The sequence below is a fragment of the Micromonospora sp. CMU55-4 genome (genome assembly GCF_011602315.1).
GTDB lineage: Bacteria > Actinomycetota > Actinomycetes > Mycobacteriales > Micromonosporaceae > Micromonospora > Micromonospora chalcea.
This window is the reverse complement of sequence record NZ_JAAOLH010000007.1, coordinates 139,994-162,709: the sequence shown is the minus strand read 5'-3', so window position 1 is coordinate 162,709 and position 22,716 is coordinate 139,994. Positions and strand designations below refer to the sequence as shown.

Below are 22,716 nucleotides of genomic sequence, written 5' to 3'. Positions count from 1 at the left end.
CCCGCCTTGCCCCTTTGAAGTAGGGATTGACGTGAATGCGACAACAGCCCTATAACCGAAACCCGTATTTTGATGGCATTCCCACGGTCACGCCTCGCTATAAGTGACATTGTCTCGCAAGCAGGGCGGGGCGCGAGGAGGGTGAGATGGCATCGGTTGTCCAGTCGCAGCGGCGGCTGATCATGTTCGTGGATATGGAGAGCTACAGTAGGAACGACGACGTCGGACAGTTCCATGCGCAGAAAAACTTCCGAAAGATTATGCGCGAAGCCGCGGATCTCTGTGGACTGGATCGGAGTGGTTGGACGGTCCAGGCGACAGGAGACGGTGAATTCGCCATCTTTCCGCCTGGGACCTCGGAGCCGAGGATTGTTGCCGAACTCGTCCCGGCCATGGAACGGGTCTTGCGTGACCACAACCGTCAAGCCTCAGATCACGCTCGTATCCGAATGCGCGTCGCTATGCATCAAGGATTGGTGGCTCTGGCCGAGAACGGCTTCGCCGGCAAGGCAGTCGTAACGGCCGCCAGGCTAGTCAACGCCGAGCCGTTGCGCGACGCGCTGGGCTCGTTCCCTGACGCCGCAGTGGCGTTGATCGTGTCGGACACGATCCACCGCGACGTCGTCTCCCAGTCCTATAGCGGTATCCGGCCAGACCGCTTCCGCCGAGTGCGCGTCGAGGTGAAGTCCTTCGTAGATGAGGCGTGGATATTCGTGCCGGATGAGAATGTCAACTGCACTCCCATGGATCCCCCTGCCGATCGTCGCAGTGGTGCTCGCCGTCGTGTCGAGAAGGCCAAGCGGCCGCCGGCACGTCGGACCAGTGGGAGCAGGTTCGACTTCGGCACGGTGACCAACAACGGGCCCACTGTGTACGGCGACAACGGTCGCGCCTACGGCTCGCATGCGGCGTGGCGCGAAGAGGAGGACGGGGAGGACGGGTCGTGATTCCCCAGCGTCCCTCTACGGACGAGCCGGCACCCGCTGATGGAGGGCCTGACGCGCCACCGGAAGGGGTGGGTCAGGAGGTAGACGACTCGAAGAAGCCGACTGCGGCGGCAGGGCCGGAGGGTGACGAGGGCGCTGCGGGCGCACAGTTGCAAGACAGCAAGAAACGTGAAGAGAACAAAGAGGATGAAGGGCGGTCGGACGCCCAAGCGGAGGGCGATGAGTCTGGCGACTCGGCCGACTTCGTCCAGGCCAACCCGACGCTTCGAGCCTGGATGCCAGGGCAGGGCAACCATATTCGTTTTGACGACGTTCGGAACGATGGGCCAGCGGTATATGGCGATTACGCGCACGTTATCGGAAGCGTCATCAACGTGGCGCAGGACGACCGCGTTCGGCTCAGCATCGACCCCGTCAGCCGGATCAAGCTCAAGGTGGCGACCTTGGTCAAGCCTGCATGCTTCAAGGATTTAACCCAACGCCTTGATCGGAGCCCGGTAGTTGGCCTCGCGGGCCCGTCCGGCACCGGGAGATTAACCACAGCCTGCGCTGTGCTCGCGGCTCGCTACGGCGGGGAGAACGTTCGAGAGATCATGCTCACCGAATCCAGTGACCCCTTGCAAGTTCGAGATCATCCCGATCTGCTGCAAAAGGGACACGGGTATATCATCCGGCTCGGCCCCAACGCCACCGCCGGGCTCATCCGGGCCTTGGAGCGAACATTTGAGCAACGCGAATCAAGTGCCATCATGGTCCGCGATCTGGACACGCCAGGCGGCGCGCTCCATCACGCGGAGGTGTTTCACCACCTCAGCATCGATCCGATAGCGGTGTTCCGTCGGCATCTCGTTTACAATCTCCACGGCCGCTGCGTCCATAGCGACAGATGCGGTGACCGGCGGTGCGGGACCCGCTATGCGCGCCGTCTGCTGGAGAAAAAATTTGTTCGCCGTGGTGTAACGCTTCTTCATCGTCCTCGTGAGTGCGCGCAGCAGGCGGAGATGATAGCGACCCGACTTCCGCAAAGCGACGAACAAATAGCTGCGCTGCTTCCGTCCGGGGAAATTCGGCGACGTGTGCGTGCGCGCGCCATCCTGGAGACGCCACCTGTCGACAGCAGCTATCAACATCGCCACCTCCAGCACCGCCGTGCCCTGCGAGTGACCTATGCAGTGTTCTCCGGCCATCCGATTGCACACGTGACGGACGCCGCCGGGCTGTTGTTGGAAGGGCTTGATGGACTCTTCGCTCATTCCGCAATCGGTCGGCCTGCGCTGGTATACAGCTTCCCCGAGCTGCTCGGCGACGATCTTGCTCAGCACTGGGACAGTGAGGAAAAGGCAATAGGTAGTTTCAAATCTGGTCTGGCAACCCGCAAGGCACAGGTCGAGCCGGACATGGTCCGGGCGCTTCTGGACGTCGCTTGGAACGAATTCGACAACAGCCGAAGTGCGCTCATCGGGTGGCTGAACGCTCTGGCAGCTCATCCGGCTGAGGATTTCAAACACTGCGCGGCGGTCGCTGCCGCCGGATTCGCCCGTCACGACTTCGAGCAAGTCTACGACAGTGTGATCGGCAACTGGGCGAAGGACCGGAGGCCGCCTCTTCGTCGAGCTGCCGCGGCTGCACTGGTGGCCGTGGCCAACCTTGCCGACTCGGGGCCTCCCGACAGGCTGGCTGGCCATCGGATCAGCAGCCGCGTGAGCGCGGAGATCTCCTCCCTCGCCCGGTCCGGCGCCGCATTTGAGCGCGACACAGCCGCAAAGGCTTGGTCGATGGGCTTCCGGCCCGCGAACCACAACCGCTTGCTGCAAGAACTGACGCACGTGGCGCGGAACGCCCATGGCTACCTCGGCTATGAGATCACCGGTGCCGTTGCAGGCCTTGCCGGAGACATCGGCCATGCTCCGATATTGGTGCTGCTAAAGAGGTGGGCGCTGAGTGAGGATCGCGCCCTGGAGCTCGCAGCCAGCCGCGCGTTCAGCCGACTGATCATGTCGGAGCTCCCTCTCCCGGGCCAGTTTCCCCTGCTCTCCCTGGCTGGGGTGTCGCCGCACGCTTTGGAAGACGTTGTCACTCTCTGGCGCTTGGTCCTGTTGGATCCTGACCATGCCGAGAACGGCTGGCGCCAACTGGGCCACTGGCTTCGATCCTTCCGGGCCTACGCGCCGACCGCCGAGGCCTTTCAGACGATGCTCCGGAAACTCGTCCTGGATCCGAGCGTGCGGCCGAGGTTTACGTACTGGCTGTCGCGTGCGTCATCGTCTTCTACGTCGGCTGCTTGAGATCAGGAGTGCTCATGAACGCACCTAACGCGGCTGCTCTCACGGAGACCCCGACCCGCGGCTGGAGGATACTTCAGGCGTGGCTGATCCGGCTCTGGACAGCAGCGCGCCGCGCTTTCGTCGGAACAGCGCTGTCCGCTCAAGAGCCCGTTCCGGAGAGTGTCAGTCAGCGTCGCCGACTGTCCCGGCCCATCGTCGTGTCGGCTCGTGGCTCCGTTTTCACTTTCGAAATCGATGTGCTGCTGAACTGGCGGGCAAGACAGCTCAGCGAGGAACTGCTCGGTGCCTGGTCACTGCAATTCGCAGATATTGCGCGAAGGGATGTAGAACGCCACTGCGTTGAGCTTGCACGGAATTTTTACCCTCAGCAGGCCGGCGAGTTCGAGTACCGCCTGAACCGTGAACTTTCGAGAAACCACCGCACCTATGAAAGGCGCGGCGTTGCGCTCCACTGTCGACCCGAGGTCAGGGTCCGCCTCGACCCGGAGGTCCGCCAACAACTCCGTGCGGTCCACTTGCAGCGGATACAGGAGGAAGGCGAACACGAACTGCGCCTCCGTCGAGCCCAGCGGACCGACCAGTTGACTCAACGCTGGATTGCGGTAATAGACCGGCTGCGCCGCAGTCCTCTTGCCCATGCTGCAGCTCACCTGACCGACAAGCACCTTGCCGAAGTCATCGAGCACTACATCGCGGCGGACGAGAAGTCAAAGCTCGACCTTCTCGCCAGCCGCCTGGACGAGGTGCTCCGACGTAGCGGGAGGGTCGGGCAGCCCTTGGAGGCGCACGAAGCTGACGAAGTCATCAAAATGCTCAACGATGTCCTCACCGATATGCCCGACCTTCTGTCAGCCACCTATCGCCCGACCCCGAACGGCGCCAAGTCGCAATGAGCTCAGCGGCAGCCCGTCCGCTCGAGCTAAAGGCGGGAAGTGCGGGCCAAGGCGCCAGCCGTCGCGATGTCGTCGCTGGCAGCGGTCGATAGATGGCAACTACCCTGGGGGCACAAGCCTGCCGCCAGCCGACGGAGTAGTCGATGTTGAGGGATGTGGCCACGGTCCGGCATGCGCAGGGGGACGGCCGCAGAGCCAACCTCGGCGCGCTGCTGCGGCGCGTCCACCTGACCGGCCCGGTCACCCGCGTCGAGCTGGCCGAGTGGATGGGCGTCAACCGCAGCACGGTCATGGCGCTCACCGCGGAACTGGCGTCGGCCGGTCTGGTCCGGGAGGTGGCGGCCGGCGGCAGCGGACGGGCGGGGCGACCCTCGCTTGTGGTCCGCCCGGCCTCGGACACCTTCTACGTGCTCGCCTTCGACATCGCCGTGGACCGGCTCGTGGCCGCCCGCGTCGGGCTCGGCGGCGTGGTGTCGGCCCGTCTGGAGGCGGAACGCCCACGGGCCGGGGCCGACCTCGACTCCGTCGTCTCGGTGCTCGCCGACTTCGGGCGGGCCCTGCACCACGCCGCGCCGCCCGGATCGGTGTGCGTGGGCGTCGGCGCGTCGTACTGCGGGATGATCCGGCCCGGCGACGGCATGGTCCGCTTCGGACCGGACATGGGCTGGGTCGACCAGGCGTTCGGCGCCGAGCTGGCCCGGCGGCTCGACCTGGGCCTGCCCGTCCTGGTCGGCAACGAGGCGCACCTGGGCGCGCTGGCCGAGCACCAGCGGGGCGCCGGAGTCGGCGTGCAGAACGTCGTCTACCTGCACGGTGACGTGGGCGTCGGCGGCGGGATCATCGTCGGCGGTGAGCTGCTCGACGGCGACGGCGGGTACGCCTCCGAGGTCGGGCACATGCTCGTGAACCCGTACCAGGGGCGGCCCTGCGGCTGCGGCTCGCGCGGGTGCCTGGAGGCCGAGGTCGGTGAGCGGGCGCTGCTCGACGCCGCCGGCCGCCCGGCGGGGGAGAAGGGGCGCGAGGCGGTACGGGCCGTGGTGGCCGCCGCCGCGCGGGGCGAGCCGGCGGCCCGGGACGCGCTGCGGCACATCGGTGACTGGCTGGGCATCGGCGTGGCGAACGTGATCAATCTGTTCAACCCCGGCGTGGTGATCTTCGGGGGCACGCTCAGCGAGGTCTTTCCGGTCTGCGCCGACCACGTCCGCAGCCGGATCGCCGCCAACGTGCTGCCCATCTCCCGCGACAAGGCCCGCCTGCGGGTGTCCGCGCTCGGCTACGACGCCACCTTGATCGGCGCCGCCGAACGGGGCTTCACCCCGTTGTTCGCCGACCCCCTCGGCACCCTCACCCGCGCCTCGGCGCTTCGCTGATCTTGGAGTTGTGGCGCCTGGGATGTCGCTTTGGTGAGCCTTGTGAGGCGCCACAACTCCAAGATCGACGGCGGCACTCCGCGCGGGGCGGGTCAGGGGGTCAGGCGGTGGGTCAGCCAAGGGAGGAGAGCCTCGCCCTGTTGGCGCTGGAACGCTCGTACCGTGGGGATGCCGGGTGGGGGTGGCTGGCGGGCGCCGTCGAGGAAGAAGCCGGTGAGGCCGGCCAGCACGCCGGTCAGGTCGGCCGGGTCCACATCGGCGGTCAGCGGCTGGGCGGCCAGCAGCGCGTCCGGGTCGTGTCCGCCGTACACCTGGACGTTGACGACGGTGAACAGGCTGTCCAGCCAGGCCGGCCCGCGACAGGCCCACGGCCAGTCGACCACGGTGACCGATCCGTCCGGGCCGAGCAGCAGGTTGTCGGCGCGGACGTCGACGTGGCAGAGCGTGTCACCGGCGAGCGCGGCCAGGCCCCGGTCGGCGGCGGCGCACAGCTCGGGCAGGTGGGACCGGGCCCACGGGTCGAGGTCGGCCGGCGGGTCGGCGGCGAGGCGCCGCCAGCCGCCGAAGTCGTACGCGAGGTGTTCGGCGGCGGTGGTGGTTCCGGCGGCGGCGGGCGCCGGGGTGAGCGTCGCCGCCATCGCCTCCAGCGTGGACAGCACGGCGGCCAGCTCACCGGTACGCCACGGGGTAGCCGGGTGCCGGCCCTCGACGTCGGTGAAGACGAGCGCGATCCAGTGGCCGTCGTCGTAGCTGCCGAGCAGCCGGGGCGCGGGCGCGTCCGGGGGCAGGGCGGCGGCGATCCGGGCCTCGGCGCGGTGCAGGTGGGGACTGCGGTCGTTCTGCGCCGGGCTGACCGCCTTGACGAAGGCCCGGCCACCGCCTGCGGTACGGACGCGGTCGGCGGTGCCGGGGGAGAAGCCGCCCGGCTGCGAGTGCGCCGCCACCACCCGGTCGCCGAGGACGCCCTCGACGCCGTCGCGTACGTGCCCGGGCAGTTCGTGCCAGTGCAGCCGAGTCTTCGTCACCGTCCCACGGTGCGTGCCGCCCGCCGTCCGGGGCAACCGGGTTACTCGTTGCGCGTGTAGTGCAGGACGACCACGCCGGCGTCGAACGGGCGCGCCGAGGTGAGCGTGAGCCGGCGCGGGTCGAAGCCGCTGTCGACGAGCTTGATGCCGCTGCCGACGACCACCGGGTTGAGCTTGACCACCAGCTCGTCGATCTCGTCGAGGAGCTGACCGGCGAGCTGCCCGCCGCCGCAGAGCCAGATGTCGCGCCCGGGTTGTGTCTTCAGCTCGCGGACGAAGGCCACCGGGTCACCGGCGACGACGTTCACGTCCGGGTAGTCGGCAGGGGGCAGGGAGCGGCTGAACACGTACTGCTTCAGGTGGGCGTACGGGCTTGTCGCGCCCATCTTCAGGCCGGGCTCGTAGCTGGCCCGGCCCATCAGCACGGTGTCGAAGCGGCCGGCGGGCGGGGAGTCGATGCCGAGCTGGGCGTGGGCGAACGTGGGCAGCGTCTGGGGCCACTCGGCCACCAGGTGGGGCGCCAGGTCGGGCGTCAGCGGGAGGAAGTCGAACGACCCGTCGGGCGCGGCGATGAAGCCGTCGAGGGTGCTGGCGACGAAATACACGAGCTTGCGCAAACCGGCTCCGATGTCCGAGGTGATCCACGACGACTGTCGTGGTTCAGTGGCGAATCTACAACACCTGTCGTGGTTGTTGCTACTGTGTTCGCGTGGCCAGGAACCCGGAACGCCGTACCCTGCTCGCCGACGCCGGTCTGCGGGTGCTCGCCGACGCCGGCGCGCGCGGGCTGACCCACCGGGCGGTCGACGCCGAGGCGGGCGTGCCCACCGGCACCACCTCGAACTACTTCCCGTCCCGCGCGGCGCTGCTGGCCGGCCTGGCCGAACGGATCTTCGACCGGATCGCACCCGACCCGGCCGTGCTGGCCGACCTCGGCCGCCGTGCGCCGTCGCTCGCGCTGATGACCGACTACCTGCGCGACATCGTCGCGCGCACCACCCGCGAGCCGGGCCTCACCCGCGCGCTGTTCGAACTGCGGCTGGAGGCCGCCCGCCGCCCCGAGTTGCGGTCCGCGCTCGGCGGCGTGCTGCGCCGGGGGTACGCCGACGACGTCGCCCACCACCTCGCCGCCGGACTACCGGGCGGGGCGTACGAGGTGGCGCTGCTGCACTACGCCGTCGACGGGCTCCTGCTCGACCTGCTCACCACCTCGATCGACGCCGGGTTCGACACCGATCAGGTGGTCTCCGACCTCGTCTCCCGTCTGGTCGGCGACGCCTCCCGGTAGGCGCAAGCCGTGTAGCCGTGGTTACCGATCTCCGCTATCGGCTGGGATTGACAAGTGGCCGTAAAGTTCGTCGTCCCGACGTAACAGGAAGCCCAGAGCTCGCAGGCACATATAGAGCGGCATTGAGACGGCCTCTGCGACGTCATCGGGCAGACAATCAAGCGAGTTTGGGTCGCGTCGGAGTAGATGCAGGTCCAGGCGGCAGTCGAGGGTCAAGCCCTGAACGTATGGCGTCTCCACGAGCCGAACATCGGTGCCCACCAGATCATCTGATGATACGGCGAGCTCGGTCAGGCCCACGTACTCCGGCTTGCCGCCTCGGTTGAGCCAGCGAAAGTAGCCGAGCACCCGCGTCTTTCCCAACTGGTCTGGATTGAGGTGGCTCTCTTCCATCAACTCGCGGCGCATGGCCGAACTGATGAAGTCGGTGAACATCGCGCCCGGCGGAGTATCGTCAACGTCGACTAGGTCTACCGAGCCGGAGCCGGCGGGCGCGGCTAGCCCTCCTGGCCCCGCTTCCCCCTCCGGTTGCTGCCAGGCCAGCACGAGCCGTCGATCCCTGGTCAACGCCAGTGTCGACACCCCGATTACGTTTGCCAACCTGCTTTGCGACAACGGCAGGAGCCGGCCGTCTTCTCCGTACGGCAGGAGGCTCCCATCCAGATTCAATGCTCCCGTCGCTCGATCCAGTACCCGCCAGCCGAACAGGTAGTTGGAACAGAGAAGTGCGTAATAGTCCGTGCAGCCGAGTCGCACCTCGCCGCCTCCGAGTAGTTCCGGTGTCGGGTCATTCAACTGGCGGACGAGGCGTCCGTTGAATGTCCTCCGCCGGCGCACTCGAGCGACGAGGATCGGCCCGGAATGAGCTGCCACTCGCCGAGGCAACTCCAGCCGCTCTGCCGACCACCCGTAAGTCGCCTCGGCATCCGGGAGTGCCTCATCGACATCGGGTCGGCACCATGCCACCTCATGGTGATCTGTCGGCAGTCTTACCAGAGTTTCCGTCCCGGTTGTGGGCGGTGTCGACACACCTCGGTGTCGAACGAGCCGGACACGTCCGCGCCGCAACGCTAGCCACTCCGGTGCCAGCAGGAGTACGGAGAGTAGAACGCCGGCCAGCCCAGCCAGCAGTGCCGGAAATGACCCCAGCGGGGTCGACGCCAGACCGATGACGCCCAACAAAAACCCTGCGACGGCCGTGTACCAGGTCCATCTGTGGCGAGCGAGAGCAAGGCGTAACTGCCACCAGCCGCGGACGCCCACCAGCAGCAACCAGACCCGCCCGTGTCGGAGCCCACGGGCCGACATCCGCGCCATTCCCACCTCCACCGTCACCGATCAAGGCGGACAGGCTAGTCGAACATTTTTCGACCAGCTGTCTGGTTTGAGCAGTCCCCCTTAGGCATGTGTCGCAGAGCGCGGGGAAACCACGGCGGACACCCCTGGGAAGGAGCAACGGATGAGGGAACGCACCGGACTGACCATCGGCGTGCTCGGCTCCTACGGCGGTCGCAACCTCGGCGACGAGGCGATCCTCACGGGTCTCCTGGACGATCTGCGCCGACACGAGCCGAACGCCCGGATCATCGTCTTCTCCCGCAACCCCGCGCACACCGCGCTGGCCCACCCCGAGGTCGAGGCGGTGCCGTGGGAGGGCGTCAGCCGCGTCGACTCGTCCCCGGTGCTCAACCAGCTCGACCTGCTCATCCTCGGCGGCGGCGGGATCCTCTACGACAAGGAGGCCCGGCGCTACCTGCGGGTGGTCCGGGTCGCCCAGGAACGCGGGCTACCGCTGCTCACGTACGCGGTGGGTGTCGGCCCGCTCAGCGACACGCTCGACAGCGGCATGGTGCGCGAGACGCTCGCGCAGGCGGTCGAGGTGACCGTCCGGGACCAGGAGTCGCGGATGGTGCTGGAGGAGGCCGGTCTGATCAATCCCATCACCGTCACCGCCGACCCGGCGTTCCTGCTGGAACCGGAGGAGTTCCCCGAGCAGTGGCTGCGTGAGGAGGGCGTGCCGGCCAACTCCCGGCTGGTCGGGCTGAGCGTGCGCGAGCCGGGCCGGGCGGCCGAACGGCTCGACGTGGACGGCTACCACCGCCTGCTCGCCCAGATCGGTGACTTCCTGGTGCACCGGATCGACGCGCACGTGCTGTTCGTGCCGATGGAACGCGACGACATCCGGCACTCGCACGGCGTGCTGTCACACATGACCGCCGCCGACCGGGGCCGGATCCTGCACGGCGACTACCGTCCGGCGCAGATCCTCGGGTTGATGCGCCACTTCGACCTCGCGGTCGGCATGCGCCTGCACTTCCTGATCTTCGCGGCCATGATGGGCACACCGTTCCTGCCGCTGCCGTACGCCGGAAAGGTCTTCGACCTGGCCCAGCGGCTCGGAGTGCCGGCGCTGCGCGGCGTGGAACGGGAGGTCGAGGGCCCGCTGCTGGCCGAGGTGGACCGGCTGTGGGACGAGCGGGCGGCGCGGGCCGACGAGACCGCGCGCCGGGTGGCGGAGGTCTGCGAGCAGGCGCGCGGCACCTCGCAGGTGACCCGCAGCGTGCTGGACAGCATCCGGGCCCGGTCCCTGACCCCGGCGGTGTGAGCCGGGTCGTCAGACCGCCGGGCCACGCCAGGCGTAGACCCACTCCCGTCCCGGCTGGGCGTCCGACTCCAGCTCGTAGATCTGTGCCTCCGCGAGCCCGTTGGACCCGAGGTGGTGGTGGGTCAGCGGGGGACGGCCGTTGCTGTCCAGCTCGACGGTGACGGTCTCGCCGTCGGCCGCGCCGCCCACCAGGGGGATCTGCACCGTGGAAGCCATGCGCCCATCCTGCCCCGGCCGGCCCGCCCGCGCAGGGGATCACGCGGGGCAGCGAACCGGGCACCGTGCGTACTAGGGTCCGGGGATGGCGCACCCGACGATCGATCCGACTCTCGGTCCGGTCCTCGCCCGTACGGGCGGCGAACGGGCGATCCTCGACGCGTTCCTCGACTTCCACCGGAGCACCGTGCTGCGCAAGGTGCGCGGCCTGACCGACGCCGACGCCAGCCGGCGTCTGGTGCCCTCGCTGACCACCCTGGCCGGGCTGCTCAAGCACCTGACGGTGGTCGAGGGGAACTGGTTCCGCCGCCTGTTCGCCCCCGAGCCGGGCGACGTCTACCTCACCTCCCAGGCCGACGCCGACGCCAGCTTCGCGCTGCGCCCCGGCGACACGGTCGAGACGCTCGCCGCCGCGTACGAGGCGGCCTGCGACGAATCCCGGCGGGTCGCCGCGCGGTTCGACCTCGATCACGTGGTGCCGCACCCGCAGCTCGGCGAGGTGTCGCTGCGCTGGGTGCTGGTGCACCTGATCGAGGAGACCGCCCGGCACGCCGGGCACGCCGACATCCTGCGCGAGCTGACCGACGGCGAGACCGGCGCGATCTGACGCCTCAGGCCCGGGGCAGCAGCCCGTCCGGATACTCCATCCCGTCGTGCGTACAGGCCGCGGCGGCCACCCGGGCGGCGTACCGGGCCGCGTCGAGCACGTCCGCGCCGCGCAGCCGGGCGGCGATCACCCCGGCCGCGAACGCGTCCCCCGCGCCGTTGGTGTCCACCACCGGCCCCGGCGGGGTGGCGGCGGGCACGTGTGCGGGCGGCGCGCCGGGGGTGTGCAGCGTCGCGCCGGCCGCGCCGCCGGTGACCAGCACCGTGCGCGGCGCCAGCTCGGCCGCCTCCTTCGCGGCCCGCTCGCCGAGCCGGGTGTCGCTGACGAAGACCAGGTCCGCGATCCGGGCGAACGGACGGTGGTAGTCGTTCTCGCCGTCCCAGTCGTGCAGGTCGGTGGAGACCGACGTGGCGGCGCGCAGCACCGGCAGCGAGTCCCGGGCCCAATCCATGATCGACAGGTGGACGTGGATCGCTTCGGCCACGAGCGCGGCCAGCTCCGCGTCGGCGAACGGCGCCGGCCCCGACCACGGGCGCGGGTCGTGCAGCGACATCCGCCGCCCGGCCGGGTCGACCAGGTTCACCGAGCGGCGGGTGCCGGCCGGCGCGTCCGCGAGCGTGGTCCGCACCGAGGTACGCGCCAGCGCCGCCCGCACCACGTCACCTGCCGGGTCGGCGCCCAGCACGTCGACGAGCGCCACCCGCAGGCCGAGCGCGTGCGCGGCCAGCGCCACCCCGGCGCCGGTGTTGCCGATCCGCATGTCGATCGGCGGCACCAGCAGCGAGTCGGCGACGGGCGGCGGCAGCGCGGGCACCTGGACGCGGACGTCCACACCGAGCCCGCCGAGCACGAGAAGGTCGACCATGGCGCCGACGATAGCGACGCCCGGCGGCCTATCCTGACTCCCCGGGCGCCGTCTTCCGGCCCCGGCGTCGGCGAGGGGGAGCAGTGCTGGTCATCCACGGGCTGTGGCTGCCCGGTAGCGGGCTCGCCCTGTGGGCCGAGGACAGCACGCGCCCGGCGCGCGCGCCCCGCCGGCCCGGCCGCGTCCCGCGCGAGCGCCCGCACCCGTTCGCCGCCGACCACGCCACGCTCGCCGCCGCGCTCGACGGCATGCCGGGCGAGCCGGTCTCCGTCCTGCTGGACCTGCCGACCCGCGCCGGCTCGCCGGTGGACTCGCCGGAACTGATCCGGGCCACCGTCGGGGAACCGGTCCGCGGCCCGGTCACCCGCGCCGGATGGCGGGTCCCGGCCCTGGGGTACGCCCCGGACGCCGCGTACGAGCTGCTGCGCGCGCCGGCGCCGGGCCCGGTCGGGGCGAGCCTGCGTCACCTGTGCGAGCTGGCCGACTTCGCCACCGACCTGGTCGCACGCGGCCGGCTGCTGCCGGTCGCGCTCGACGCGTACCCCGGTGGTGGTGGACCCGACGGCGGGCCGGCCGCGACCGGCCGGCGTGCCTCGGCGCGGCGGTCACCGGCGGCCTCCGGCGCGAGGGCCGGGCGGCGGTTGCGGGCCGTCGGGGCGGACGACGTGGCGACCGGGTGGGCGCTCTGGCGGCCGCTGCTCACCGGCACCGACGCGGGCTGGGCGCGCGACCTGGCGACGGCGTTGCCACCGGCGGCCCGCGCCGCCCGGGAATGGCGGCCCGAGCCGTGGGGCCCGGCAGCGGCGTCGGTCGGTGCGGGCGAAGGCCCTGGCGGGGCCGCCGCCCCGGCGTCGGCGCATGTGCGGACGGACGCCGCCGGGCCCATGCCGGGCGGGCGCTCGCCGAGCAGGTCCGTCCGGGACAGCAGCCGGGCGGGCGGACCGACGGGCGGCGCGTGGGCCGGGCGATCCGGCGACATCGGAGCCGGTGAGCTGGTCGCCGAGGCGCTGGACGCGCTGGTCGACGCCGCCGCCCGGGTGGCGCTGGCCGACACCCGGCTGCACCGGGGAATGCGCCCGGTCGGCGCGGTGCCGCGCTGGCTGGCCGCGCTGACCGGCCCGGAGCGGGCGTTCCCCGCCGAGCCGGACGCGCTGGCGACGCTTCGCGACGAACTGGACGCCTGGCAGCGCGACGCCGCGGGCGGCGCGGTACGGGCCACGTTCCGCCTGGTCGAGCCGGACGTCGACCCGGTCGCCGAGCTGGTCGAGGACGCCGTCTGGCGGGTCGAGTTCGGCCTGCACCCGGCCGACGAGCCGGGGCTCGTGGTGGACGCCGCGCACATCTGGCAGCGGCCCGCGCCGGCGCTGGCCGCCCGGGGCGTGGAGCCGCAGGAGACGCTCCTGGCCGAGCTGGGCCGGGCCAGCCGGCTGTGGCCCGAGGTGGACGCCGCGTTGCGTACCGCCGCGCCGGAAGGCATGGAACTGGACGCCGACGGCGCGCACCGGTTCCTGCGCGAGGGCGCGCCGGTGCTGCACGCGGCCGGGTTCGGGGTGCTGCTGCCGTCGTGGTGGCGACGTTCCTCGTCGCGGCTCGGCGCGCGGCTGCGGGCGCGCAGCCGGAGCGCGCCGGGAGCGGTGGCCACAAGCGCCGGGAAGCTGGGGCTGGACGCACTCGTCGACTACCGCTGGGCGCTGGCGCTCGGCGACCAGCCGCTGACCGCCGAGGAACTGGCGTCGCTGGCCGACCTGAAGTCGCCGCTGGTCCGGCTGCGCGGCCGGTGGGTCGAGCTGGACCCGCAGCGGCTGGAGGCCGGGCTGAAGCTGCTGCGCTCCTCCGGCGAGCTGACGGTGGCCGACCTGCTGCGGATGGGACTGTCCGGTGACGACAGTGCCGGTGAGCTGCCGGTGCTGGACGTGGTCGCCGACGGCGCGCTCGGCGAACTGCTCGCCGGTGAGGCGGAACGGCGGCTCACCCCGGCCGACCCGCCGCCGGGTTTCACCGGGACGCTGCGGCCGTACCAGCGGCGCGGACTGGCCTGGCTGGCGTTCCTCCAGTCGCTCGGGCTCGGCGGCATCCTCGCCGACGACATGGGGCTGGGCAAGACCGTCCAACTGCTCGCGCTGCTCGCCGGTGACCCGCCGGAGGCCGGGCCCACGCTGCTGGTCTGCCCGATGTCGCTCGTCGGCAACTGGCAGCGGGAGGCGGCGAAGTTCGCGCCCGGCCTGCGCGTACACGTGCACCACGGCGCCGAGCGCGCCCGGGGCGAGGGCTTCGCCACCGCGGTGGGCGAGGCGGACCTGGTGCTCACCACGTACTCGGTGGCCGCCCGGGACGCGTTCGAGCTGGCCGGCGTCGACTGGCACCGGGTGGTGGTGGACGAGGCGCAGGCGATCAAGAACGCCGCCACCCGGCAGGCCGAGGCGGTCCGGTCGCTGCCCGCGCGGCACCGGGTCGCGGTCACCGGTACGCCGGTGGAGAACCGGCTCGCCGACCTCTGGTCGATCATGCAGTTCGCGAATCCGGGGCTGCTCGGCCCGGCCGCGACGTTCCGCAAGCGCTTCGCCGAACCGATCGAGCGGCACGGCGACGCCGAGGTCGCCGAGCGGCTGCGCCGGATCACCGGCCCGTTCGTGCTGCGCCGCCTCAAGACCGACCCGACGATCATCACCGACCTGCCGGAGAAGCTGGAGATGGAGGTGGTCTGCAACCTCACCGCCGAGCAGGCCGCCCTCTACCAGGCCGTGGTGGACGACATGATGGCGAAGATCGAGTCCAGCGACGGCATCGAACGACGCGGGCTGGTGCTGGCCACCATGACCCGGCTCAAGCAGGTCTGCAACCACCCCGCCCAGCTGCTGCACGACGGCTCCGCGCTGGACGGCCGCTCCGGCAAGCTGGAACGCCTCGACGAGATCGTCGACGAGGTGCTCGCCGCGGAGGAGAAGGCGCTGCTGTTCACCCAGTACGCCGAGTTCGGCGGCATGCTGCGCGGGCACCTGTCGGCGCGTACCGGCCGGGAGGTGCTGCTGCTGCACGGCGGCGTCGGCAAGGCCGACCGGGACGCCATGGTGACCCGCTTCCAGTCGCCGCAGGGGCCGCCGCTGTTCGTGCTGTCGCTCAAGGCCGGCGGCACCGGTCTCACGCTGACCGCCGCCAACCACGTGGTGCACGTGGACCGGTGGTGGAACCCGGCCGTCGAGGACCAGGCCACCGACCGGGCGTTCCGCATCGGACAGCGCCGCCGCGTGCAGGTACGCAAGTTCGTCTGCGCCGGCACCGTCGAGGAGAAGGTGGCCGCGATGATCGCGGACAAGCGCAGCCTGGCCCGGTCCGTGGTGGGCAGCGGCGAGCAGTGGATCACCGAGCTGTCCACCGAGACGCTGCGGGACCTGTTCACGTTGGAGTCCGGGGCGGTGGTCGAGTGAGCCCCCGCTTTGACGACTACCGGCCGCCGTTGCGGGTCGAGGGTGGCCTGCGGGCGCGCAGCACCAGAGGCGCGATCGGGCAGTCCTGGTGGTCCCGGCGCTTCGTGGAGGTGCTGGAGTCGTTCGCGCTCGGCTCCCGGCTCACCCGCGGCCGGGCGTACGCGCGCCGGGGGCAGGTGCTCCGGCTGGACGTGTCGCCCGGCAAGGTCACCGCCGAGGTGCAGGGCTCCCGGCCGCGCCCCTACCCGGTGCGGATCGGGCTGGCCGCGTACCCGGAGAAGGTGTGGCGGCGGCTGGAGTCGGAGCTGGCCGGGCAGGCGTTCTTCAGCGCCCGGCTGCTCGCCGGCGACCTGCCGGCCGAGCTGGAGGAGCTGTTCGCCGAGGCGGGCGCGCCGCTGTTCCCGGCCGAGATCGACGAGCTGGACCAGAGCTGCGGCTGCCCCGACTTCGCGGTGCCGTGCAAACACCTGGCGGCCACGTTCTACCTGCTCGCCGAGGCGTTCGACGCCGACCCGTTCCACCTGCTGCACTGGCGTGGCCGGTCCCGCGCCGAACTGCTCGACCGGCTGCGTACGCTGCGCGGCGCCGTGGCGGACGGCGGTGTGCTCGGCGCGGGCGCGGCATCGGTCCCGGGCGCCGGGCCGGACCCGGCGGCGACGACGGGTGTGCCGGTGGTCGGCGCGGCGCGGGCCCTGGCCGGGCTGCCGGCGGTCGAGCCGGACGAGGAGCTGGACCGGTTCTGGCTGGCGCCGGTGGCGCTGCCGGACCGGCCGCCCACGCTCGCCACCGGCTCGGAGCTGCTGCTGCGCCAGCTCGGGTCGCCCGGTGCCGCGATCGGCGGGCCTGGCCTGGCCGAGCGGCTGCGCCGGGCGTACCGGGAGTTCGGCAGCGCCGAGGGCGCGTCGCCCACGGAGTTCGGTCGCGCCGAGGGCGCGCGTTAAGAAGGGGCCCTTCCTCTACCGGAGGCGTTAAGAAGGGGCCCTTCCTTACGCCTACAGCAATCGGCGGCGGAAACGCCACATCACGGCGGCGTTGGCGACCAGCACCACCGCGCAGATCGCCCCGGCCAGCCGTCCGACCAGTACTGTCATCGCCGGTAGCGAGGCCCACAGCACGATCGTCAGCAGCATCATGTACCGGCCCCGGCGTCCCTTTATCCGGCTGTCCAACCGGGCGAAGAACCGAGGGTCGCTCTCCCGCAGACGGCGGGTGATCTGTTCGAACCTGCGCTGATCCTCTTGGCTGAGCATGGCGGTGCCTTCCCCTCACGGCTTCAGCGGTTCGGCGGCATACCCGGATCGGAGGGCGGTCACGCGCCGCCGCTGCTGCTGTTTCGCCGGACCGGACAGGCGGAACGAGGTTCTCAGCGCAGGCTTATCCGTACCTTAAGTTTCGGTGAGGCGGTGAACGCCCCCGGCGGCCTCGCCGGGCTGCGAAACCTCGCGTTCGGGCGGTGCGTGACCGGATCGGCCCTGCTCCGGAGGTCGCCGCGCACTCGCCGCCCCGCCGGGTCCTCCGCGGCGGGCCTGAGCACCGTCTTAAGTGCGCTCGCGGGCGCGTCCGGCGTGCCTTGAGCGGCCGGGACGGCCTGGCTACTTTCCCGTAGGCAACTTCTCCGGCAACCGTCGCCGCCCCTGCGCCACCCGACCCCCCGGGTGGCAGGCGTGCCGGCACTCGAAGAAAACGGGATAGGTACATGGCCGACCTGAACGTGCCACCGCGTCGACCCCGGGACGACCGCGGCTGGGACGGATACCAGCACCCCCATCCGGACGGGTACCGCGACCCGCACGCCGCGCCGTACGCCGGTGCTCACCCCGCCGCCGCGCCGGGCCCGCAGTGGGTCGGACCGGACGGCTTCGCCCCCGCCGCCGGTGGCTACCCGCCGCAGGGCGGCTTCCCCCAGCAGGGCGGCTACGCCCAGCCCGCCGGCGGGTACGGCCCGCCGCCCGGCCCGGGACTGCCCACGCTGGACGACGACGGCGACGAGCCGCCGAACCGGGGTCGCCGCCGCGCGCTGGCCACCCTCGGCGGGGCCGCGGTGGTCGCCGGTGGCGCCGCCTTCGCGCTGTCTCCGCAGGTACGCGGACTGTTCACCGGTGACGCAGCGGCCGGTGACGCCACCGGCACCGTCACCACCGACGGCAACGCGGCGCGGCCGAGCGGCCAGCAGCCCAGCACCGTGCGGACCTACACCGAGCAGAACGAGAGCTACATGGGCTCCCGGGCGGGCGAGGCGCTCAAGCGCAACGCGCCCACCGGCGGCCGGCTCTACGGCAGCCCGGCCGCCGCCGCCGAGGCGACCAAGGTGACCGTGAAGACGGTGCTCGCCAAGGATCCGATCCGGCACCTCGCCACCCGCACCACGTTCGGCGCGACCCCGAAGATGCTCGCCGACATCAAGCGGCTCGGCATCGACGACTGGCTGCGCCAGCAGCTCGAACCGGAGAAGATCGCCCCGACGAAGGCGGAGCTGAAGCTGGCCGAGCTGCAGTCACTCAAGCTCAGCCCGACGCAGCTGCGCGACCAGCGCGAGCAGCTCAACGAGAAGGGCGTCGACCCGGCCCGGGAGACGGTGGACGCCACCATCGCCCGGCAGATCTGGTCGGACCGGCAGCTGTTCGAGGTGATGGTCGACTTCTGGAACGACTTCCTGCACGTCGCCGCCGACTTCGACGGCGGGGAGAACTACCGCAACGCGTTCGACCGGGACGTCATCCGCAAGCACGCGCTCGGCAGCTACCCGGAGATGCTCGTCGCCGCGAACAAGCACCCGGCGCTGCTGCTCTACCTGAACCAGGTCGACTCGCGTAAGGACGCGGTCAACGAGAACCTGGCCCGGGAGAACCTGGAGCTGTACTCCGTCGGCGTCGACGGTGGCTACACCGAGAAGGACGTACGCCAGGCCGCGCTGCTGCAGACCGGACGCGGTGTCGCCGACGGCAAGTACAAGTTCTTCGCCGAGCGGCACTACCTCGGCAAGGTGAAGATCCTCGGGTTCAGCCACGCCAACAACTCCGACGATCCGGTGGCCGCCGACAAGGTCATCGACTCGTACATCCGTTACATCGCGACGCACCCGTCGACCGCCCGGTACGTGGCGCAGAACCTCGCCACCCGGTTCGTCTCCGACACCCCGCCGAAGTCCGTGGTGGACCGGCTCGCCAAGGCGTACACCACGAACAAGGGGCAGATCCGCCCGGTGCTGGCGACGCTGTTCAGCTCCTCGGAGTTCTGGGCCGCGGTCGGCCAGAAGGTACGCCGCCCGATGGAGTACCTGGTCGCCACGTACCGGGCGCTCGGCGTCTCGCCGGACGCGGCCCCCGGCTACTCCGGCGACAATCGGCGGACCCCGTTCGCGCAGGGCCTGCGGCAGATCCAGGACAAGATGCGCGAACTCGGCCAGTACCCGATGGGCAAGCCCACCCCGGACGGCTACGCCGACGTCTACCTGGCCTGGACCTCGGCCGGCACGATGATCGACGGCTGGAACGAGGCGGGCGACCTGATCGCCGGCTACCGCAAGCAGTTCACGTTCGCCAAGCCGGAGAAGCTGGTGGCGAAGCCGCCGACCACCGCCGGGGCGTACGTGGACGCGCTGGCCCAGCGGCTGGTGCACCAGAAGCTCAGCGCCAAGGAGAAGAAGCTCGTGCTCGCCGTGGCCGGGGTCGCCGAGAGCGCCAAGGTCGACGCCACCTTCAACGGGGCCATCGCCGCTGTCGCGCGGACGATCCTCGCGTCCCCCCAGCACCACCTCCGGTGAGGCATTCGATGGAGATGACCGTGAACCCGTACCCCCTGCACCCCGAATGCCCCGACCTGCGGCGGCTGGCCGACAACCCGGCCGAGGCGCTGCTGCGCGCGGAGGCGGACATCGTCGCGGCCGAGAGCGCGGCCGAGGCCGACCGGTACCGCCGGCTGGAGGAGATCGAGGAGGCACAGCAGGACGGCCGGGGCGTCACCCGCCGTACCTTCGTCGCGGGCGCCGCGGCCACCGCGACCGCGCTGGCGACGGCCCAGTTCGTCACCACGTCGGCGTCGTTCGCCGCGACCAAGACCGGCACGCTGATCCACGTCTTCCTCTACGGCGGGCTGGACGGGCTGAGCCTGGTCGCCCCGGCGAGCGACCCGGTGCTCACCAAGGCCCGCCCGGACCTGCTGCTCGGCGAGGACTCGCTGGCGCTGGCCCGCGGCTTCAAGCTGACCAGCGCGTTCGCGCCGCTGGAGAAGTGGCTCAAGGCCGGTCAGCTCGGCTTCGTGCCGGCCGCGTCCGACCCGCGGCTGTCCCGCAGCCACTTCCAGGCCGCCGACGCCTGCAACCTGGGCGGCCTGCCCGGCGAGACCGGCGGCCGGGGCTGGCTGGACAGCCTGGTCGACGCGCTCGGCAAGGGCACCGCGTTCCGCAGCGTCGGCATCGGCAGCACGCTGCCGCGCTCGCTCGTCGGCGTGAACGGCGCGATCTCCCTCAACAGCGTCGGCGACCTGCGGCTCAACGGCGACGACAAGTTCCGGGCGGCCACCGAGAAGGCGATCCGCGGCCTGTTCACCGGCATCAACCACCCGGTGGAGGAGGCGGTCATCGAGGGCATGGGCGCGCTCGCCACCGCCCAGAAGCTCGCCGCGAAGCCGTACGCCGCCGCCGAGGGCGTCGAGTACCGGGGCGTCGGCAACTCGTTCAAGCAGCTCGCCCAGCTCATCAAGGGCGGCGCGAACGTGCGGGTGGCCACCGTCGGCATGGGCGGCTACGACACCCACGAGAACCAGGGCACCCGCGAGGGCGGCCAGCTCTGGCGGCGGCTCAACGAGCTGGCCGCCGCGATGGCCGCGTTCTTCACCGACCTGGGCGACCAGGCGGCGGACGTGACGATCATGGTGTCCAGCGAGTTCGGCCGCCGGGTCGCCTCGAACGGCGGCGGCACCGACCACGGCCACGGCGGTGTGGTCACCGTGCTGTCCGGCCGCAAGCTGGCCAGCTCGCTGCTCGGCACCTGGAACGGGCTGGACAAGTTGGACAGCGGCGACGTGCCGGAGTACAACAACATGTTCAACGTCTACGGATCGGTCGCGCAGGGCCGCTTCGGCCTGACAAACGCCGAGGTGGACAAGATCTTCCCCCGGCAGAAGTTCACCCCGGTCAAGATCTACGCGTGACGTACCAGGAAACCCGCGCCGCCGGCCGTCGTACCGGGCACTCCGCCCCGTACGGCGGCCGTCCGGCTGCTCCCGTACCCCCGGCTCGTCCGCGCCGCGGACCCGGCGCCCGGCGGGCGCTCGCCGCGCTCTTCTGGCTCGGTCTGGTCGCCGCGGTGGTGCCGTGGTGGCTGGACACCCCGGCCGGGTCGCTCACCGACACCGCCGACCTGCTCACCGCGGGCGGCCGGATCACCGGCCTGATCGCCGGCTACCTGCTGCTGGTCCAGGTGCTGATGATGAGTCGGCTCGGCGTGCTGGAACGCGCGCTCGGCGGCGAGCGGATCTCCCGGCTGCACCGGGACCTCGGCGCGACGCTGCTGGTGGCGGTGCTCACGCACATGTCGCTGCTGGTGGTCGGCTACTCCCGGCAGGAGCGCAACTCGGTGCTCGCCGAGGTCGGCGTGCTGCTGACCGACTACGAGGACATGATCACCGCGTTCGCCGCGGCCGGCGTGCTGGTCACCGTCGCGGTCACCGCGGTACGCGCGGTGCGCCGCCGCCTGCCGTACGAGCTGTGGCACCTGCTGCACGCGGCCAGCTACCTCACGCTGCTGCTCGGCTACGCGCACCAGTTCAGCAACGGCGCGCAGCTGCACCAGCCGGGCCTGGTGCGTACCGGCTGGATCGCCGGATACGTGCTGGTGGTGGCCGCGCTGGTGTGGGGCCGGGTGCTCGCGCCGCTGGCGTTCAACCTGCGGCACCGGCTGCGCGTCGCCGACGTCGTGGCGGAGAGCCAGGACACCGTGTCGGTCTACCTGACCGGGCAGCGGCTCAACCAGATCGACCTGCTCGGCGGGCAGTTCTTCCGCTGGCGGTTCCTCAACCCCGGCTGCTGGTGGCAGTCGCACCCGTTCTCCGTCTCCGCCGCCGGCAACGACAGGTGGCTGCGGATCACGGTGAAGGTCGTCGGCGGGTACACCGCCGAGCTGCGCGACCTGACGCCCGGTACCCGGGTCTGGGCGCAGGGCCCCTCCGGCACGTTCACGGCCGCGCACCGCACCCGGGAGCGGACGCTGCTCATCGCCGGCGGCAGCGGCATCGCCCCGCTGCGGGCCATGCTGGAGGAGCTGCCGCCCGGCGCGGCGCTGATCTACCGCGCGAGCACCCCGGCCGACGTGCTGCTGCACCAGGAGCTGGACTGGCTTGCGCAGGCCCGGCAGACCTCCGTCTGGTACGTCGTCGGCCGCCGTGACGACCCCGGCCCCCGCCAGGTGATGAACCCGGAGGGGCTGCGCCGTCTGGTGCCCGACCTGACCCGGCGCGACGTCTACCTGTGCGGCCCGGGCGGCCTGGTCGACGAGGCGGTCGCCGCGCTGCGCGCGGCCGGCGTGCCCCGCCGCCAGATCCACCTGACCGCGTTCGAGCTGTAGGAAAGGCACCACCATGCGTCGCGCGCTCCTCGCGATCACCGGACTGGCCGCCGGCACCACCGCGCTCGTGGTGCTCAAGGGCGCGCCGGGCAGTGGGCAGACCCTGCCGGACGCGCCGGTGGCGCTGGCTCCGGTCGCCCCGGGCGGCTCGGCCGCGCCCGAGCCGCCGTCGCCCACCGCCGCCGCGTCCGGCAGCGCCACGCCGTCGTCGCGCGCCTCGGCGAAGCCCACCCCGAAGGCGTCCGCCGACCGCAGCCCGGCCAGCCGGGGCGGCACCCGTACCAGCACCGCACCCGCCGCGCCCCGGACCACCACCAGCGCGCCGAAGGTCACCACCCGCACGGTGACCGGGCCGTCGGTCACCTACGAGTACGGCTCCCTGCAGGTGCGGATCACGCTCAGCGGCAGCCGGGTCGTCGACGCGACGGCGATCGGACTGCCGCTGGGCGGGCAGTCCGGGCAGCGCAGCGACGACGTGCAGGCCCGCTACAGCGGCACGTCCGGTGAGGTGGTGGCCCGGCAGAGCGCCAACCTGAGCACCGTCTCCGGGGCCACGTACACCAGCACCGCGTACAAGCAGTCGTTGCAGGCCGCGCTGGACAAGGCGTGACGGTTCGTTCCGGCCTG

Annotated in this window: 19 protein-coding genes; 13 read left to right on the top strand and 6 right to left on the bottom strand. The window is 71.4% G+C overall.

All coding sequences use genetic code 11. The features are described from left to right. Positions 1 to 146: 146 nt before the first annotated feature. From HA073_RS14755 to HA073_RS14740, 4 genes are all read left to right on the top strand, one after another. Positions 147 to 947, top strand: a complete 801-nt coding sequence (locus HA073_RS14755; RefSeq protein ID WP_166456661.1) for a hypothetical protein — start codon at positions 147 to 149, stop codon at positions 945 to 947. Then, the gene (locus HA073_RS14750) at positions 944 to 3,232 is read left to right on the top strand and encodes a hypothetical protein (protein WP_166456660.1); all 2,289 of its coding nucleotides are present in this window, start codon (positions 944 to 946) and stop codon (positions 3,230 to 3,232) included. The genes HA073_RS14755 and HA073_RS14750 overlap by 4 nt, the downstream gene beginning before the upstream one ends. A gap of 14 nt (positions 3,233 to 3,246) precedes the next feature. Further along, entirely contained in the window at positions 3,247 to 4,125 is an 879-nt protein-coding gene (locus HA073_RS14745) for a hypothetical protein (protein WP_166456659.1), read from the top strand. A 143-nt stretch (positions 4,126 to 4,268) separates the two neighbouring features. Then, positions 4,269 to 5,495 (top strand): ROK family transcriptional regulator, encoded by a 1,227-nt coding sequence (locus HA073_RS14740; protein WP_166456658.1) that lies wholly within the window; start codon positions 4,269 to 4,271, stop codon positions 5,493 to 5,495. A 92-nt stretch (positions 5,496 to 5,587) separates the two neighbouring features. Here the strand turns inward: HA073_RS14740 and HA073_RS14735 are convergent, their stop codons facing one another. Further along, complete coding sequence (locus tag HA073_RS14735) at positions 5,588 to 6,520, bottom strand: phosphotransferase (protein WP_166456657.1); 933 nt, start codon at positions 6,518 to 6,520, stop codon at positions 5,588 to 5,590. 41 nt (positions 6,521 to 6,561) lie between these two features. Continuing rightward, positions 6,562 to 7,137, bottom strand: a complete 576-nt coding sequence (locus tag HA073_RS14730; RefSeq protein WP_166456656.1) for a dihydrofolate reductase family protein — start codon at positions 7,135 to 7,137, stop codon at positions 6,562 to 6,564. Positions 7,138 to 7,229: 92 nt separating this feature from the next. Between HA073_RS14730 and HA073_RS14725 the strand changes: the two genes are divergently transcribed. Then, positions 7,230 to 7,808, top strand: coding sequence for a TetR family transcriptional regulator (locus HA073_RS14725; protein ID WP_166456655.1), 579 nt, complete (start codon positions 7,230 to 7,232; stop codon positions 7,806 to 7,808). Between the two features lie 21 nt (positions 7,809 to 7,829). Here HA073_RS14725 and HA073_RS14720 read toward each other — a convergent pair whose 3' ends face one another. Next, positions 7,830 to 8,681, bottom strand: a complete 852-nt coding sequence (locus HA073_RS14720; RefSeq protein ID WP_166456654.1) for a hypothetical protein — start codon at positions 8,679 to 8,681, stop codon at positions 7,830 to 7,832. Positions 8,682 to 9,267: 586 nt separating this feature from the next. On the opposite strand from HA073_RS14720, the gene HA073_RS14715 reads away from it, so the two are divergent. After that, the gene (locus HA073_RS14715) at positions 9,268 to 10,413 is read left to right on the top strand and encodes a polysaccharide pyruvyl transferase family protein (RefSeq protein WP_064448255.1); all 1,146 of its coding nucleotides are present in this window, start codon (positions 9,268 to 9,270) and stop codon (positions 10,411 to 10,413) included. A 9-nt stretch (positions 10,414 to 10,422) separates the two neighbouring features. Here HA073_RS14715 and HA073_RS14710 read toward each other — a convergent pair whose 3' ends face one another. Next, complete coding sequence (locus tag HA073_RS14710) at positions 10,423 to 10,629, bottom strand: hypothetical protein (protein WP_064448256.1); 207 nt, start codon at positions 10,627 to 10,629, stop codon at positions 10,423 to 10,425. An 85-nt stretch (positions 10,630 to 10,714) separates the two neighbouring features. On the opposite strand from HA073_RS14710, the gene HA073_RS14705 reads away from it, so the two are divergent. Beyond that, positions 10,715 to 11,236: a DinB family protein gene (locus HA073_RS14705; protein WP_104113050.1), complete on the top strand. Its 522-nt coding sequence runs from the start codon at positions 10,715 to 10,717 to the stop codon at positions 11,234 to 11,236. Positions 11,237 to 11,240: 4 nt separating this feature from the next. Here HA073_RS14705 and HA073_RS14700 read toward each other — a convergent pair whose 3' ends face one another. After that, positions 11,241 to 12,101 carry a carbohydrate kinase family protein gene (locus HA073_RS14700; protein WP_166456653.1) on the bottom strand — a complete coding sequence of 287 codons (861 nt, stop codon included), beginning with the start codon at positions 12,099 to 12,101 and terminating at the stop codon, positions 11,241 to 11,243. Positions 12,102 to 12,184: 83 nt separating this feature from the next. Between HA073_RS14700 and HA073_RS14695 the strand changes: the two genes are divergently transcribed. Further along, positions 12,185 to 15,526 carry a DEAD/DEAH box helicase gene (locus tag HA073_RS14695; protein WP_166456652.1) on the top strand — a complete coding sequence of 1,114 codons (3,342 nt, stop codon included), beginning with the start codon at positions 12,185 to 12,187 and terminating at the stop codon, positions 15,524 to 15,526. Further along, the gene (locus HA073_RS14690) at positions 15,523 to 16,467 is read left to right on the top strand and encodes an SWIM zinc finger family protein (RefSeq protein ID WP_166456651.1); all 945 of its coding nucleotides are present in this window, start codon (positions 15,523 to 15,525) and stop codon (positions 16,465 to 16,467) included. Before HA073_RS14695 ends, HA073_RS14690 begins: the two co-directional genes overlap by 4 nt. Before the next feature lie 51 nt (positions 16,468 to 16,518). Here HA073_RS14690 and HA073_RS14685 read toward each other — a convergent pair whose 3' ends face one another. Then, positions 16,519 to 16,776 (bottom strand): DUF3040 domain-containing protein, encoded by a 258-nt coding sequence (locus tag HA073_RS14685; RefSeq protein WP_043329246.1) that lies wholly within the window; start codon positions 16,774 to 16,776, stop codon positions 16,519 to 16,521. Positions 16,777 to 17,222: 446 nt separating this feature from the next. On the opposite strand from HA073_RS14685, the gene HA073_RS14680 reads away from it, so the two are divergent. Genes HA073_RS14680 through HA073_RS14665 form a run of 4 tightly spaced genes read left to right on the top strand, consistent with a single transcriptional unit; the run spans position 17,223 to position 22,699 of the window. Continuing rightward, positions 17,223 to 19,289, top strand: a complete 2,067-nt coding sequence (locus HA073_RS14680) for a DUF1800 domain-containing protein (RefSeq protein ID WP_166456650.1) — start codon at positions 17,223 to 17,225, stop codon at positions 19,287 to 19,289. Between the two features lie 14 nt (positions 19,290 to 19,303). Next, the gene (locus HA073_RS14675) at positions 19,304 to 20,677 is read left to right on the top strand and encodes a DUF1501 domain-containing protein (RefSeq protein WP_223201459.1); all 1,374 of its coding nucleotides are present in this window, start codon (positions 19,304 to 19,306) and stop codon (positions 20,675 to 20,677) included. Continuing rightward, a complete protein-coding gene (locus HA073_RS14670) occupies positions 20,674 to 22,089 on the top strand; it encodes a ferric reductase-like transmembrane domain-containing protein (protein WP_064448261.1) in 1,416 nt (471 codons plus the stop codon). Before HA073_RS14675 ends, HA073_RS14670 begins: the two co-directional genes overlap by 4 nt. 13 nt (positions 22,090 to 22,102) lie before the next feature. Beyond that, complete coding sequence (locus tag HA073_RS14665; protein WP_064448262.1) at positions 22,103 to 22,699, top strand: FMN-binding protein; 597 nt, start codon at positions 22,103 to 22,105, stop codon at positions 22,697 to 22,699. The last annotated feature ends 17 nt before the right edge of the window (positions 22,700 to 22,716 follow it).

What these genes read in the sequence shown, in the direction of transcription:
- HA073_RS14755 (WP_166456661.1), top strand. Translation starts at nt 147, where the DNA reads ATGGCATCGGTTGTCCAGTCGCAGCGGCGGCTGATCATGTTCGTGGAT.
- HA073_RS14745 (WP_166456659.1), top strand. Translation starts at nt 3,247, where the DNA reads ATGAACGCACCTAACGCGGCTGCTCTCACGGAGACCCCGACCCGCGGC.
- HA073_RS14740 (WP_166456658.1), top strand. Translation starts at nt 4,269, where the DNA reads ATGTTGAGGGATGTGGCCACGGTCCGGCATGCGCAGGGGGACGGCCGC.
- HA073_RS14715 (WP_064448255.1), top strand. Translation starts at nt 9,268, where the DNA reads ATGAGGGAACGCACCGGACTGACCATCGGCGTGCTCGGCTCCTACGGC.
- HA073_RS14710 (WP_064448256.1), bottom strand. Translation starts at nt 10,629, where the DNA reads ATGGCTTCCACGGTGCAGATCCCCCTGGTGGGCGGCGCGGCCGACGGC.
- HA073_RS14705 (WP_104113050.1), top strand. Translation starts at nt 10,715, where the DNA reads ATGGCGCACCCGACGATCGATCCGACTCTCGGTCCGGTCCTCGCCCGT.
- HA073_RS14700 (WP_166456653.1), bottom strand. Translation starts at nt 12,101, where the DNA reads ATGGTCGACCTTCTCGTGCTCGGCGGGCTCGGTGTGGACGTCCGCGTC.
- HA073_RS14685 (WP_043329246.1), bottom strand. Translation starts at nt 16,776, where the DNA reads ATGCTCAGCCAAGAGGATCAGCGCAGGTTCGAACAGATCACCCGCCGT.
- HA073_RS14680 (WP_166456650.1), top strand. Translation starts at nt 17,223, where the DNA reads ATGGCCGACCTGAACGTGCCACCGCGTCGACCCCGGGACGACCGCGGC.
- HA073_RS14675 (WP_223201459.1), top strand. Translation starts at nt 19,304, where the DNA reads ATGACCGTGAACCCGTACCCCCTGCACCCCGAATGCCCCGACCTGCGG.
- HA073_RS14665 (WP_064448262.1), top strand. Translation starts at nt 22,103, where the DNA reads ATGCGTCGCGCGCTCCTCGCGATCACCGGACTGGCCGCCGGCACCACC.